Annotated in this window: 12 protein-coding genes; 7 read left to right on the top strand and 5 right to left on the bottom strand. The window is 64.4% G+C overall.

Annotation, left to right across the window (positions count from 1 at the left end; all coding sequences use genetic code 11):
* Positions 1 to 196 precede the first annotated feature (196 nt).
* From EJC47_RS13640 to EJC47_RS13655, 4 genes are read left to right on the top strand one after another with little or no spacing between them, the layout of a single operon-like run.
* Complete coding sequence (locus EJC47_RS13640) at positions 197 to 679, top strand: MarR family winged helix-turn-helix transcriptional regulator (protein ID WP_033967449.1); 483 nt, start codon at positions 197 to 199, stop codon at positions 677 to 679.
* On the top strand, positions 676 to 2106 hold the full coding sequence (locus EJC47_RS13645; RefSeq protein WP_126848461.1) for an efflux transporter outer membrane subunit: 1431 nt from the start codon (positions 676 to 678) through the stop codon (positions 2104 to 2106). Before EJC47_RS13640 ends, EJC47_RS13645 begins: the two co-directional genes overlap by 4 nt.
* A complete protein-coding gene (locus EJC47_RS13650) occupies positions 2103 to 3359 on the top strand; it encodes an HlyD family secretion protein (protein ID WP_126848463.1) in 1257 nt (418 codons plus the stop codon). Before EJC47_RS13645 ends, EJC47_RS13650 begins: the two co-directional genes overlap by 4 nt.
* Positions 3356 to 4897, top strand: coding sequence for a DHA2 family efflux MFS transporter permease subunit (locus EJC47_RS13655; RefSeq protein WP_033967448.1), 1542 nt, complete (start codon positions 3356 to 3358; stop codon positions 4895 to 4897). The genes EJC47_RS13650 and EJC47_RS13655 overlap by 4 nt, the downstream gene beginning before the upstream one ends.
* A 56-nt stretch (positions 4898 to 4953) precedes the next feature.
* Here EJC47_RS13655 and EJC47_RS13660 read toward each other — a convergent pair whose 3' ends face one another.
* The 5 genes from EJC47_RS13660 to EJC47_RS13680 form a co-directional block, all read right to left on the bottom strand.
* Entirely contained in the window at positions 4954 to 5583 is a 630-nt protein-coding gene (locus EJC47_RS13660) for a response regulator transcription factor (RefSeq protein WP_033967447.1), read from the bottom strand.
* A 113-nt stretch (positions 5584 to 5696) separates the two neighbouring features.
* Entirely contained in the window at positions 5697 to 6371 is a 675-nt protein-coding gene (locus tag EJC47_RS13665) for a response regulator transcription factor (protein WP_249340793.1), read from the bottom strand.
* Positions 6372 to 6629: 258 nt separating this feature from the next.
* Positions 6630 to 8240 carry a sensor histidine kinase gene (locus tag EJC47_RS13670; protein ID WP_126848465.1) on the bottom strand — a complete coding sequence of 537 codons (1611 nt, stop codon included), beginning with the start codon at positions 8238 to 8240 and terminating at the stop codon, positions 6630 to 6632.
* 124 nt (positions 8241 to 8364) lie between these two features.
* Complete coding sequence (locus tag EJC47_RS13675) at positions 8365 to 8739, bottom strand: response regulator transcription factor (protein ID WP_033967444.1); 375 nt, start codon at positions 8737 to 8739, stop codon at positions 8365 to 8367.
* An 83-nt stretch (positions 8740 to 8822) separates the two neighbouring features.
* Positions 8823 to 9419 carry a response regulator transcription factor gene (locus EJC47_RS13680; protein WP_052192585.1) on the bottom strand — a complete coding sequence of 199 codons (597 nt, stop codon included), beginning with the start codon at positions 9417 to 9419 and terminating at the stop codon, positions 8823 to 8825.
* Between the two features lie 411 nt (positions 9420 to 9830).
* Here EJC47_RS13680 and EJC47_RS13685 point away from each other — a divergent pair, with 411 nt between their 5' ends.
* The 3 genes from EJC47_RS13685 to EJC47_RS13695 are packed head-to-tail and all read left to right on the top strand — an operon-like array spanning position 9831 to position 13875.
* Positions 9831 to 11135, top strand: coding sequence for a cytochrome c (locus tag EJC47_RS13685; RefSeq protein ID WP_260591583.1), 1305 nt, complete (start codon positions 9831 to 9833; stop codon positions 11133 to 11135).
* Positions 11132 to 11608 (top strand): (2Fe-2S)-binding protein, encoded by a 477-nt coding sequence (locus EJC47_RS13690; protein ID WP_033967443.1) that lies wholly within the window; start codon positions 11132 to 11134, stop codon positions 11606 to 11608. The genes EJC47_RS13685 and EJC47_RS13690 overlap by 4 nt, the downstream gene beginning before the upstream one ends.
* A complete protein-coding gene (locus EJC47_RS13695) occupies positions 11605 to 13875 on the top strand; it encodes a xanthine dehydrogenase family protein molybdopterin-binding subunit (protein WP_126848471.1) in 2271 nt (756 codons plus the stop codon). The genes EJC47_RS13690 and EJC47_RS13695 overlap by 4 nt, the downstream gene beginning before the upstream one ends.
* Positions 13876 to 13961: the final 86 nt, after the last annotated feature.

Consider the following 13961-nt stretch of genomic DNA (forward strand, 5'->3'; position numbering starts at 1 on the left):
GTAAAGGCGGGATGGGGGCGGACCGCGCCCAGGCGCTGGAGGTGTTCGCGACCGTCCATCCCGTGAGGCGTTTTTCCCCTCGCGCCCGTCGTCACGCCGCAGCCGGGATGCGGGCATTTGTGCCAGCGCGACAACTTATTCCTTGTAATCCCCTTCCTGCTATATATCTGCACGGGCAGATAATGAAGGTGAAGCAATGGCCGTTTTCAGTGTGGACGATTGCGCCGCAAGCCGGGCACCGGGCCGGATGCTGCGTCGCCTTGACAAGGTCATGTCGGCGTTCGTCGAATCCAAGCTTGGTGACCATGATCTGAGCTATCAGCAGTGGATCGCGTTGCGGACGGTGGCCGAAGGCATTGTCGGCAATCCCGGGCAATTGGCGCGCGAATTGGGCATCACGACCGGCGCGGCGACGCGGCTGATCGATGTGCTGGAGGCACGCAGCCTGCTCGAGCGCGATCGTGGCGATGCCGACCGCCGCGTCGTCCGGCTGATGGTAACGCCTGCCGGGCGCGAGAAGGTGTTCGCGTTGCAGCCGCTTATCGTCAATGCGTGGAACGAAGTGGTCGCCGATTATTCGCAGCAGGAAGCTGCGGACATGGTCGCGATGTTGGTCAAGCTGCTTGCCGCAGCCGAACGTGTTGCGGGCGATCTGCCGCCGGTGGAGCGCGAAGCATGAAGCGCGCAACTGGCCTGGCGTCGCTCGGCGCGCTGCTGCTTGCGTCGTGCGCTGCGGTCCCCCACGATGCGCCGCAGGTCGCGCAGCTTCAGCCCGCTACCCTCGGTCTTTCGGCGCAAGGTGCGACGATTGCGCCCGATTGGTGGACCGTGTTCCAGGACCCGCAGCTCGACTCGCTGGTCGCGATGGGGCTTGCCGCCAATCCGACGCTCGACCGCGCGCTGGCGCGGGCGCGAAGCGCGGAGGCGACGCTGGGAGTGCGGCGCGCCGACCAGTTGCCGCAGGTCACCGTTGACGGCCAGTCGCTCTACCAACGTTTTCCCGAACGTTCGCTGTATCCGCCGCCTTACGCGGGCAATGCCTATCCGATGTCGACGGTGCAGGCGAACCTCAACTGGAACCTTGATCTGTTTGGGCGTCAGCGCGCGTTGGTGGTCGGCGCGCGTGCCGATGTCGCTGCCGCAGCGCTCGATGCCGCCGCAGCCCGGCTGATGGTGTCGACCTCGATTGCGCAGGCCTATATCGGCCTGGCGCGGGCCGAGCGGTTGATCGGCGTCGCCGACAGTTTCGTCGCGACACGGCGGCAGGCGTTGGGCTTCGTCAATTCGCGGATCCACAACAAGCTCGCGAGCCAGTTCGAATTGCGGCAAGCGGAAACGCTGCTCGCCGAGGCCGAGCAAGCGCGCACGCGGGCGGTTTCGCAGCGGGAGTTGCTGGTCCATGCGATCGCTGCGCTGGTCGGGCGGGGGGCCGATTTCTACCCGCAGATCGCCAGCCCCAAGCTCGCCTTCGACACGCCACCGGTCGTGCCCGAGACGCTCCCCGCCGATCTGCTCGGGCGGCGTCCTGATCTTCTCGCCGGACAAGCGCGGATCGACTCCGCCGCGGCTGGACGGCGGGTGGCGCGCGCAGACTTCCTGCCCAATGTCAGCATCCAGGCGCTGGCGGGTTTTGCTGCACTTGGCCTTGGCAGCTTCTTCGATCTGGGCGCGCGCACCTATGGCGCGGGCCCGGCGATCCACGTGCCCATCTTTGAGGGCGGCAAGCTAAAGGCGCAGTATCGCGGCGCGACGGCGGCACTCGACGAAGCGGTTGCCGCTTATGACGACGCCGTGCTCGGCGCGGTGCGCGATTCGGCCGATGCGTTGACGCATGTCCGCGCGTCCGACCAGGACACCGCTGAACAGCGGCGCGTTGTGGCGGGCTTGCGCGAGACGGTCCGGCTCAACCAGGTCCGCGTCTCCACCGGACTCGGGTCGCAACTCGACACGATCGATGCGGGTTTCCGCTTGCTCGAAGCCGAGCAAGCCTTGGTCTCGCTCCAGTCCGACGCCCTCACGCATCGCATCCAGCTCATCGCCGCACTCGGCGGTGGGTTTCAATCCTCCCCGCCGCTTGCTGCGGCCCATGCGGACATGCCCTCATGAACGACCAGACCCCCGCCGACTGGAAGCGCCAGGCCGAAACGGCCGAATCTGTCGATCCGATCGTTGGCCCTGAACCGATCGCCGCCGAACCTGCGCCCGCGCCTGTCGACCCCGCGATTGCCCGCCGTTCGCGCACGCGGCGGATCGGTTTTGCCGTACTCGCGCTGATCGTGCTGGTCGGGCTCGCGCTATACGCGCTCAGCGTCTTCACCGCGCCAGCGACCGAAGCAACCGATGATGCCTATGTCGCGGGCAATGTCGTTGCGGTCACTGCGCGCGACGGTGGCACGGTGCTGGCGCTGCACGCCGACAATACCCAGTCGGTCAAGCGCGGTCAGCCGTTGATCGATCTCGATCCTGCAACCACCGCTGTCCAGATGGACGCTGCCGAGGCGGCGCTCGGGCTTGCCGTCCGCGCGGTGCGGGCGGGCTACGCGCAAGTCGACGAAGCCGGTGCCGAAATCGGGCAAGCCGAGGCCGATCTATCGCGCGCGCAGAATGACTATACGCGCCGCCAGGGTGCCGCGCGCGATGGGGCGGTCTCCGGGGAAGAACTGGCGCATGCGGCGGATGCGGTGACGACCGCTCGCGCGGCGCTTGCCCTGGCCCGCGCCAAGCAAGCGCAGGCCGCCAGCACGATCGCCGGCACCGATATCGCCAACAACCCACAAGTGCTGGCAGCGATCGCCGACATGCGGCGTGCGGCGATCGACGCCAGCCATATGAAGATCGTCGCGCCCGTCACGGGGATCGTGGCACAGCGCACCGTCCAGCTCGGCCAGCGCGTAGCGGCGGGCACCCCGCTGATGGCGGTGGTGCCGCTCGACAGCGTGTGGGTGGACGCCAATTTCCGCGAGACGCAGCTCCAGCATCTCCGGGTCGGGCAGCCCGTTACGGTCACCGCCGATGTGTATGGCAAGGGTGTGATCTTCCACGGCAAGGTGCTTGGCCTCGGTGCGGGCAGCGGCAACGCTTTCTCGCTGCTGCCGCCGCAAAATGCCTCCGGCAACTGGATCAAGATCGTGCAGCGTGTGCCGGTGCGCATCGCGCTGGATCCCGCCGAATTGCGTGCGCATCCGCTCAGGATCGGGCTCTCGGTCAATGCCGTGGTTGCGACGAGCAACCTGTCCGGGCCGATGGTCGCTGGCAGCGCGGCGCCGGCGGGGGGCGTGCAGCAAAGCCTTGACGGTGGTCCAGAGGTCGATGCGCAGATTCGCCGGATCATCGCGCAGAATCTCGGACGCGACCGGTGAGCGCAACCGCCGGCGCGGGGGCGGTCCCGCTGCGCGGCGCGACGCTGGCGATCACGTCGCTGGCGCTGGCGCTCGGCACGTTCATGCAGGTGCTCGACGGCACGATCGCCAACGTGTCGCTGCCGACGATTGCGGGCAATCTTGGCGTGTCGACCGATAACGGGACGTGGGTGATCACCTCCTTCGCGGTCGCCAATGGCGTCACGGTGCCCCTTACCGGCTGGCTGATGCAGCGCTTTGGCGTGGTACGCACGTTCACCGCCTCGGTCGTGTTGTTCACGATCGCCTCGCTCCTGTGCGGTCTGGCGTGGGATCTGCCTTCGCTGATCGGCTTTCGCATCCTGCAGGGAGCCGTGTCTGGGCCGATGATCCCGGGCAGCCAGGCGCTGCTGATCGCGATCTTCCCCGCCCATAAGCGCGGTACCGCGCTCAGCATCTGGTCAATGACGACGCTGACCGCGCCCGTGCTGGGGCCGGTGCTGGGCGGGTACATTTCGGACAATTACCATTGGGGCTGGATCTTCTTGATCAACGTCCCCGTCGGGATCGTTTGCGCGCTGATCTCGTGGCGCTCGCTCTCGACCCGCGAGACGCCGACGCGCAAGCTGCCGATCGACACGGTCGGGCTGATGCTGCTCGCCTTCTGGGTGTTCAGCCTGCAGACGATGCTCGATCTCGGCAAGGATCGCGACTGGTTCAACAACCCGCTGATCGTCGTGCTGACGGTATGCGCGCTGGTCGGCTTTGTGGCCTGGGTCATTTGGGAGATCACGGATGGCAATCCGGCGGTCGATCTCAGCTTGTTCCGACGGCGCAATTTCGCGTTCGGAACGCTGGCGCTGTGCCTCGGCTATGCGCTGTTCTTCGCCAACAACCTGCTGCTGCCGCTCTGGCTGCAGGAGCAGATGGGCTACACTGCGACCTGGGCTGGGTTTGTCGCGGCACCGAGCGGCATCGTCGCGGTCATCGCGACGCCGTTCGTCGGGCGGCTCAAGATCGATACGCGTTGGCTCGCGACGATGGCGTTCCTCGCTTTTGCGGGATCCTATTTCCTGCGCTCGCAATATACCCCCGATGCGAGTTTCTGGACGCTTATGTTCCCGCTGCTATTGCAGGGGCTGGCGATGAGCATGTTCTTCGTGCCGTTGGTCACGCTGTCGTTCGACGGATTGCCGGGCGAGCGCGTGCCGTCGGCGAGCGGAATTTCCAACTTTGCGCGCATCACTGCGGGCAGTTTCGCGGCGTCGATCATCACCACCTATTGGGATCGCCGCGAAGCGCTCCACCAGACTCGGCTGACCGAGGTCGGTACCGACTATTCGCCGACGTACCGGCACATCACCGATCAGTTGCAAGCCGCCGGCATGACCCAGCAGCAGGCGGCTGGCTCGGTGATGCGCCAAATCGTCAACCAGTCCTACCTGCTCTCCTCGCTGGAATTGTTCTGGATCTGTGGCTGGATGGCGCTGGTTATGATCGGCGTGATCTGGATGACGCGACGTCCGGCACCGAGCACGCATGTCGTGGCGGCGGATTAATACGGCACCGACCGGGCGCGCGAACCGGATATGCGCTCCCGTTCGGCTCCGCCGATTTAAAGTTCGATAATGCCGCGTTTTGCCGCGATCGTGACGGCGTGGGTCCTGTCCGAAGCGGAGAGCTTCAAAAAGATCGTTTTCATATAGCTTTTTACCGTCACTTCGGTGAGCCCTAGCCGGTTGGCGATCTGGCGATTGGAGTTGCCGTTCGCGGCCAGCGACAGCACGGTGGTCTCCCTTTCACTCAGAGCGTCTCCAGCGACTTGGAGCGACATCCCCGCCGCAACCTGCGGGTCCAGATGTTTTCCACCGCGCCGAACGGACTTGATCGTATCGATCAGTTCGTTGCGAAGGCTGTTTTTGAGCAGGTAGCCAGCCGCGCCTGCGCGCAACGCGCGAAGCGCCTGGGCGTCGCCCGCACTGGTGGTGAGAACCACAATCCGTGCGTCCGGCCATTCCTGGCGAATTCCGGCAATGGCATCGACGCCGTTCAACTTGGGCATCTGTAGATCCATGAGAACGACGTCGGGAAGATGCTCGCGATATTGGTTGATCGCCTCATATCCGTTCGACGCTTCCGCCACGACAACGAGGCCGGGCTGGGTCTCGATAACCGCGCGAATGCCCTCGCGGAGAAACGAATGGTCGTCCGCGACCAGAACTCTGATGGGCGATATATCCGTCACAACCGTGCTATGCCCTGTCGAAATTGCAGACACTAGGCGGAACTCGCGCACAACTTCGCCACGCGCTCGCCCACCGATGGCCTGAGCGGGTACAAGCGGAGGTGCCGTGTTCGTCAACCATATGCGGCAAACCGCGCTGCAGTCACTTCGCGCACGCCCAGCGTTTCCGCCATCCGTACCAGGTCGGCCAGCGATTGGGCATGCATCTTGCGCATCATGTTGCCCCGGTGGATCTTAACCGTAATTTCGCTGACGTTCAGTCGTCCCGCGACCTGCTTGTTCAAAAGGCCCGCAGTTACCAGGCTCATGACCTCCCGTTCGCGCGGGGTCAGACCATTATACAATCGGCGGGTGTGGTCGTCCCTGCCATGAGCCGCCCGACGGGCCTGGTTGAGGGCGACGGCCTCGGCGATGGCGGCGAGTATGTCGTCGTCATTGCATGGCTTCGTCAGGAAATTGACCGCCCCGGCTTTCATCCCGCGCACTGTCATCTGAATGTCGCCGTGCCCGGTCATCAGAATGATCGGGACATGGATATGGCGGTCGAGAAGCTCTTGCTGGAAATCGAGCCCGTTCAAACCGTTAAGGCGGACGTCCAGCAGCAGACAGGCCGCCTCGTCCGCGCGGCTGCATGTCAGATATTGGTCGGGCGTTTCGAAGGTGAGCACCGTAAATCCGACTGACCGCAGCAGGCTATCCATGGCCGCGCGCACGTCGCTGTCGTCATCAAGGACGCAGATCGGTCCGACGGCCTGTGTAGCGGTTGCGTCTATCATGATTTTTCCCACCAATGGACCGTTAGCCGAGCGGGAAATGCCCGCAGTCCATGGCCTAGTCCGAAAAAGCTTGCTCGCCAGCTATCCATGCAGGTGCGGGTGCCAGACCTTTGTATGATGAGCGCGCGCAAGGGGGCCGCCGGAGGTCATCCGGGGTGGCGCACCGCGTGACGCTGGCCAGGGCGAACCTGCCCCGTCGATCGGCACCATCCTTTCGTTGGCGACCGCGCAAAGGCGCAAATGATGCCAAGGTCGCGTGTCCTTTGTCCTTCAGCGCGCGCTTGCTACGTTCTTGCGGATCTGCATCCGCAAATCGCTGCTGAGCGATGCCGCGTTCGCCGCAGGCTGGCTCGCAGGCAACATAATTTCGACCGTAGCGCCGCCCGTTTCGGCGTCGCGCAAGCTGATCGATCCACCATGGGCCTCGATGATCGTACGACAGACAGAAAGGCCAATGCCCATCCCGCCGGGTTTGGTCGAGCGGAATGCCGCAAAAGCCTCGGCCAGAATTTCCGGGGGCCAGCCGGGGCCGCAATCGGTAATTTTCAGGCGGACAACGTCCTCAACGACCATCGTTTCGATCAAAATTCGGCGCTCGTCCGGGGGCGTTTGGGCCATGGCCTGCACTGCGTTTCGAACGAGATTGACCACCACCTGCTGCAACAGGATACGATCGGCGTGGAGCACCGTGCGGGCATTCAACACATGCACCACCCGCGTTCCGCTGTTGATGATATCGGTCTCGATCAGCGTCGTTGCCTCTTCGACAAGGGCATCGATTTCCAGGGCACTGGATTCGGTTTCGGTATTACCAATGATCAAGGCGCGGATGCGGCGGATGACGTCCATCGCGCGCTGTGTTGCGTGCAGCCCGGTCTGGATCGAGGCGTTGACTTCGCCGACCGCGATCGGGTCGCGCCGGAGCCACCGCGTTGCGGCGTCGAGGCTTGTTTGAATCGCGGTAAGCGGTTGCTCAATCTCGTGTGCGATCGAGGCGGACATCTGGCCAAGTGCCGCGCTCTGCTGGGCGCGGGCAAGCTGCTCCTTATTTTCGGCGATGAGGCGAGCGAGGCGGTTCTGCTCGGTCATGTTGAACAGGCTGACGACCACGCGCTCGAGCGGTGAACTGCCCTCGAGACCAAAGGCCATCAAGACATCCAGTTCCTCCCCCTTGGCGGTTCGCACGCGGGTTTGGGTTTGAAACAACGGCTGCTGCTCGGAGATCGCGGTGATGCAGGAAATGAACGCCTCGTCGCTGTCGACGAGGAAGTCGTCGAGTTGCCGCAGAAACGCTTGCTTGTCCGGCACGCCGATCATTCGCAGCGCGGTATCGTTGACGTCGGTGATCAAGACCCTCCGGCGCAGGTCGCCGACAAGGTCGGAGTGATGGGCGAGGTGCTGGCGTATATTGCGCACACCGCGCGCCTGCAAATCGGAAACGGCCGTTTCAATTGGCCGCAAGTCGCACTCCCAAATGGCGACCGCCATGCTGTTAAAGACACCGCGATAGCGTCGCTCGTCGGCCGCCAACTGCCGTTGCAGGCGTTCGGACCGAATGAGTTGTCGGGCTGTTACCGAAATCGCGATGATCCCGATTGCGAGGTTCGGCAAGGCCATCGGCCCGAAGCTGAGCGGCAGGCCCAGGACAAAGGCGGTTATGGCGAGACCGATGCAGATCGCCGCAAAGTGCGCAACCAGCGCCCGCGCTCCGCTATTGCCAAGGATGAGCAGCGGCAGAATGTAAAGGACGGACAAAGCAGGTGATATGATGAAAATCGTATCGGCTGCGAAAATGGCAGCGGTCAGCGCTGCACTGATTACCAAGCTCCAGCCTGAAGCGATGCGACCCTCAAGCGCGCTTGCCGGACGGTACTTTGTCACGGTCGACGTCCTTATAGTGTCCCCAATCTGGCTACATTAGTGGTCCGTGGGCGTCGCCCGATACCCTCGAAAGGGTGGGCGCGCAGGAACTTTTGTTTGCAGCGGATGCGTGTCCCGCGCGCGGTCAGCCAAGGGGGCCGAAAATCTGGCTCAGGCATGCGACTAGACTTTCCGTCGTTCCAGGCTTTTCGAGGAGGCAAAGGATGCCCCCCTCGTTTGCACGCTCCCGGATTTGCTCGGTCGGATAGGCGGTGATCAGGATGAAGGGAATGCGGTCTCCGCGCGCGCGAAGGGTCTCGTGGAATTCAAGGCCGGACATGCCAGGCATATGAAAATCGGAAAGGATGCAGCCAAGCGATTCGGGTGGAGCGTCGAGGAACTCGAGCGCCGACCTGTAAGGCGCGACTTGAAGCCCAAGCGAGCGCACCAGGCTAACGGTTGCGGAGCGGACTAAATCGTCGTCCTCGACGATTGCCACAGTCCGTGCTTCCGGGTCCATTGACGCTCCTGATCGCAGCCCTGTGCGTCGTTCGCTCTTTACACCGTAAAATCGCATCAGAACATCATACAGAGGTCTGGGAATCACGGGGGGCGGCGATTCACAATCGCTGCGATCCGCACGAGATCGGCGACGGTGCGAACGCCCATCTTTTTCATCATGGTGCCACGATGCATCTTTACTGTGATTTCACTGATGCCCAGTTCGGACGCGATCTGTTTGTTCATCAGGCCCGCGACCACCAGCGCCATCACTTCTGTCTCGCGGCGCGTCAGTGCAGCGTGCCGCCTGCTTGCGGCCTCCAGCGCGCCCTCGGTTGCCAAGCGATCGCGATCACGGTCGAGTGCGGCGAGCACGGCGTCTATGATGTCCTGATCACGGAACGGCTTGGCGAGAAAATCGACGGCACCGGCCTTCATCGCGCGGACGCTCATCGCGATATCACCATGGCCACTCATAAAAATGATGGGCGCGCGGTCGCCGCGTTCGGCGAGCTTGGCCTGGATTTCCATGCCGCTCATCCGGGGCAAACGGACATCCACCACCAGACATGAAGGACCTGCGGGGAGGGGATGATCGAGCAACGCTTGCGCGGAATCGAACAGCAGGGTTTGCAGGCCGATCGAGCGAAACAGGGAATCCATTGCTCCCCGCACCATTGTGTCATCGTCGACAATCATCACGGTCGGTGCCAGATCGCCTGGCGCTTCGCCGCCTGCCTGCTCGCCTTGTGACACTCGCCCCCCTTCCAAGATGTCGCGTCGTGCGCGCGCCCGAAGTCAGACCCGGCGCGAGTGTCGCCGTAATATCGCTCGAAGCGCGGCCGTATCGCCCTTTGGGCTTGCGCGGCTGTCCCCGCGCTACCGCGCGGTACACCTGCTTATGCAGGCGCGTGCGATTCTGCCAGCAAACCCAAGTCTGGCAATCCCATACGAAAGGATGATCGACCGGGCGGCCTGATATCGCCCAAGCAGGGCGCGACGCACTTAGGCTGGACGTCGCATAACACCGCTGGGAGACCGTTATGCCGCTGCGACACAAGCGCCTGCGGATTGAGGCAGTGACCACCAGATTGAATGCGGTGTCGTCCCGTGGCTAATGCTCGGCGTCTGGTCACCCGACGCAATCTCCTGATCGTCGCGGTCTTGGGATTGATTGGCGTTCTGGGCGCGTTGGTCGCGAGTTGGCGGCCAGCGATCGCGCCGATTGCCGTTCCTCCACGCGCAAGTTTCGCGCAGACCGAGATCGCGCGCGGCGCAATTCTGGCCAGAATCGGGGATTGCGCGGTGTGTCACACCGCGGATGGCGGACGGCCGTTCGCCGGTGGCCGTGCACTGCCGACCCCGTTCGGCACGCTGTATTCCGACAATCTTACGCCCGATCCCGCCACTGGCATTGGCAATTGGTCGGCGGCGGCCTTTCGTCGTGCGTTGAAAGACGGCGTGGCGCGTGACGGGAGCCATCTCTACCCGGCCTTGCCCTATGAGCATTTCACCCACACCACCGATCGCGACCTTGATGCGCTTTATGCGTATCTGATGACGCGCGACCCGGTGGTGGCCCCGGCACCGCCGAACAAGCTGATCCCGCCGCTCGGATTCCGCCCGTTGCTGGCGGGATGGAAGCTGCTTTTTCTGCACAAGGGGCCGGTAAAGGGTGATCCCACGCAATCGGCCGAATGGAATCGCGGTGCCTATCTGGCCGAAAGCCTCGGCCATTGCGGGGCTTGCCATACGCCACGTAACCTCGCCGGGGCCGAGGAGCGTTCGCGGGCCTATGCCGGCGGCGTTGCGGAGGGCTGGCGCGCGCCCGCGCTCGATGCGCGTAACCCGGCTGCCATCGTATGGACGAAGGACGCGCTGTTCACCTATCTTCGTACCGGTATCTCGCCGCAACATAGCGCGGCGGCCGGGCCGATGGGGCCGGTCGTGGCCGATCTGGCGCAGGTGCCCGAGGGCGATGTCCGCGCCATCGCCACCTATATCGCCTCGAAAATGGCGGGGGGACGACGGGGCAACGCCGCCGTTGCGCGATCGATCGACGCGCCCGACCGTGCGGCGGGCACCAACCCGGCCGGTGCCGTCCTTTTCGCGGGGGCTTGTGCCGGCTGTCATGGACCCGGTGCACCGATGATGGGGCAGGGGCGGCCGTCGCTCGCGCTGGCAACCAGCCTGCGCGACGCCGATCCGACCAGTGCGATCCAGGCTGTGTTGCAGGGGATCGCCCCGCCTGTCGCCGACCGCGGCCCCAAAATGCCGGGCTTTGCCGACAGTCTTAGCAATGCCGAAGTGGCGCAGACGCTGGCCTATGCCCGCGCCCGCTATACGGACGAGCCGGCGTGGGCCGACCTCGAGAAACGCGTGAAGAGCGCCCGCAAGGAAGGCACCGCGCAATGACGATTTCGCTTACCGTCAACGGCGTCACCCATAAGGTGGAGGTCGATCCGGCGACGCCATTGCTTTATGTATTGCGGGGCGAATTGGCGCTCGATGGCGCGAAATATGGCTGCGGACTTGGCCAGTGCGGTGCGTGCACGGTCCAGCTCGATGGCAAGGCGATCTTCTCCTGCGTGACCCCCGTCGCAGTCGCGGCCGGGCGGGCGGTGCGGACGGTGGAGGGGCTGGGCACGATCGACCATCCCGGTCCGTTGCAACGCGCGTTTGCCGAGGAACAGGCGGCGCAGTGCGGCTATTGCATCGCTGGCATGATCATGCGCGCGCAGGCGCTGCTCGATGCCAATCCTCATCCTGACGAGGCGGAGATCCGCCGTCACATGCAGACCAACCTCTGTCGCTGCGGAACGCACATGCGCATCTTGCGCGCTATTCGCCGCGTCGCGGGGCTGCCGCGCGATGGACATACGGCATGAGTACAATTCTTCCTTTGCGTCCTTCGCGTCGCGACGTGCTTGCAGGCGGCGGGTTGCTGGTCGCCTTCAGTTTCGCATCGCGCAGCCTCGCCCTGGCGGGGGGCGGTGAAGGCGGCGGCGGCCCCCAGGTGCTCCGGCCCGACCTTCCGGGCGACCTGAAGATCGCGCCCGAGCTCGATAGCTGGATCCATATCGCGCCTGACGGGAGGACCACGGTGTTTTCGGGCAAGGCCGAGTTGGGGCAGGGCATCCGGACAGCGCTGCTTCAAGTCGTCGCCGAGGAACTCGATCTGCGGCCCGCGCAAATCGACTTCATCACTGCGGACACGGCCCGCACCCCCGATGAAGGGCTCACCGCCGGCAGCCATTCGATGATGGACGGGGGCACTGCGCTGCTGAATGCAGGCGCGAACGTCCGCATGATTTTGACTCGTCAAGCGGCGCAGCTTTGGAGCTTGCCGGTCGACCAGCTTACGACGTCGGGAGACGGCCATGTCGTCGCTCCCGATGGGCGGCGGTTGGCCTATGGGGCGATCGCGGCGAAAGTGTCGCTACATGTCGAGGCGATCCCGAACGCGCCCTTGCGCAACCCCGCGAGCTATCGGACGCTCGGGAAAAATTATCCACGCGTCGATATCCCCGCCAAGCTGACCGGCGGTGCCGCTTACGTCCAGGATTTGCGGCTGCCCGGCATGTTGCATGCAAGGGTGATGCGCGGCCCAAGCTATGGCACCAACCTCGTCACGCCCGATCTGGCGGCGGTGCGCCGGATGCCGGGCGTTGTCGCCGTGGTCGAGAATGGCACCTTTCTCGCGGTCGTCGCGACCAGCGAGTGGCAAGCAATTACCGCTATGCGGGTGGCGCAGCGGGTCAATTACGTCCGGACGATGCCACCGCTACCCGTGGTCGACGGGGTGCAGACCTTGCTCGGCCTGCCGTCACGCGAGATCGTCGTCCTCGATACGCATGACGCCACATCGCCGACGGAACACACGATCACCGCATCGTATAGCCGCCCGTGGATCAGCCACGGCTCGATCGGGCCGTCATGCGCGGTCGCGTGGCTCCGCGAGGACAAGGGCGAGAAAGCGCTGACGATCTGGTCGCACAGCCAGGGTGTGTTCGACGTCCATCGCGCGGTTGCCGGGCTGGTCGGCCTCAAACCCGAGCAGGTTCGCTGCATTCACAGCCCTTCGGCCGGGTGTTACGGCCAGAATGGTGCCGACGACGTCGCCGCCGAAGCTGCCCTGATCGCGATGGCCCTGCCGGGGCGGCCGATCCGGTTGCAGTGGATGCGCGAGCAGGAGTTTGGCTGGGAGCCGAATGGCTGCGGGATGATCACCAAGGTACGGGCATCGCTCGGTGCCGACCGCAAGATCAGTTCGTGGCAGTATGACGTGTGGAGCAATGCGCACAACAATCGGCCGGTCCAGCCCGGCGGCTATGCCGTCGCGCAACAAATCGTGCCGCCTTTCGCACCGCAGGTTCCCGCGCCAATCCCGATGCCCGAGGGCGATGGCGATCGCAATGCCAACCCGCTCTACCGCTTCCGCAACATGCACGTAATCTATCATTTCGTGCCGCAAATGCCGCTGCGCGTTTCGGCGCTGCGGTCGTTGGGTGCGCATCTGAACGTCTTTTCGATCGAGAGCATGCTCGACGAACTTGCGCTTGTCGCGCACGTCGACCCGCTCGATTTCCGCTTGGCGCATATGGAAGATCCGCGCGCGCGCGCGGTCATCACTGCGGCTGCCGAACGTTTTGGCTGGCGGTCTCGGCGCAAGGGCGATGGACGTCGCGGGTGTGGAATGGCGTTTGCGCGCTACAAGAATATCGGTGCCTATTGCGCGATTGCGATGGAAATCGAATTGGTGCGGGAGAGCGGCCGCATCATCGTCCACCGCGTCGTCGCCGCCGTCGATGCCGGTCAGCCGGGCAGTCCCGACGGTATTGCCAACCAGGTCGAAGGCGGGATCATCCAGTCGATCAGCTGGGCAACGCGCGAGGCCGTGACCTATGACCAATCGCGCCGCACCAGTTTCGACTGGGGCACCTATCCGATCCTGCGTTTCGAAGACGTACCCGGCTCGATCGATGTGGTCGTGCTCGATCGACCCGGTCAGCCGTTCCTCGGTGCCGGGGAAACGGCACAGGGGCCGACATCGGCGGCGCTCGCCAATGCGCTGGCGGATGCAACGGGGCTGCGCCTGCGCGACATGCCGCTCGATCCTGCGACGATCCTGACTGCACTCGGGCCCGAGGGGTAATGGCAATGGCCCGCACCCCCGCACGGGAACGGCATCGGCACGGCCGACTGCCGGTCGACTGCGCGATCGTCCAATATGGGCAACCG

This window comes from Sphingomonas sp. TF3 (genome assembly GCF_003985085.1).
In the GTDB taxonomy this organism is placed as follows: domain Bacteria; phylum Pseudomonadota; class Alphaproteobacteria; order Sphingomonadales; family Sphingomonadaceae; genus Sphingomonas.

Bases quoted from the DNA above. Each gene is read 5' to 3' on its own strand.
- EJC47_RS13690 (WP_033967443.1), top strand. From the start codon at position 11,132: ATGACGATTTCGCTTACCGTCAACGGCGTCACCCATAAGGTGGAGGTC.
- EJC47_RS13645 (WP_126848461.1), top strand. From the start codon at position 676: ATGAAGCGCGCAACTGGCCTGGCGTCGCTCGGCGCGCTGCTGCTTGCG.
- EJC47_RS13675 (WP_033967444.1), bottom strand. From the start codon at position 8,739: ATGGACCCGGAAGCACGGACTGTGGCAATCGTCGAGGACGACGATTTA.
- EJC47_RS13695 (WP_126848471.1), top strand. From the start codon at position 11,605: ATGAGTACAATTCTTCCTTTGCGTCCTTCGCGTCGCGACGTGCTTGCA.
- EJC47_RS13680 (WP_052192585.1), bottom strand. From the start codon at position 9,419: ATGATTGTCGACGATGACACAATGGTGCGGGGAGCAATGGATTCCCTG.
- EJC47_RS13650 (WP_126848463.1), top strand. From the start codon at position 2,103: ATGAACGACCAGACCCCCGCCGACTGGAAGCGCCAGGCCGAAACGGCC.
- EJC47_RS13640 (WP_033967449.1), top strand. From the start codon at position 197: ATGGCCGTTTTCAGTGTGGACGATTGCGCCGCAAGCCGGGCACCGGGC.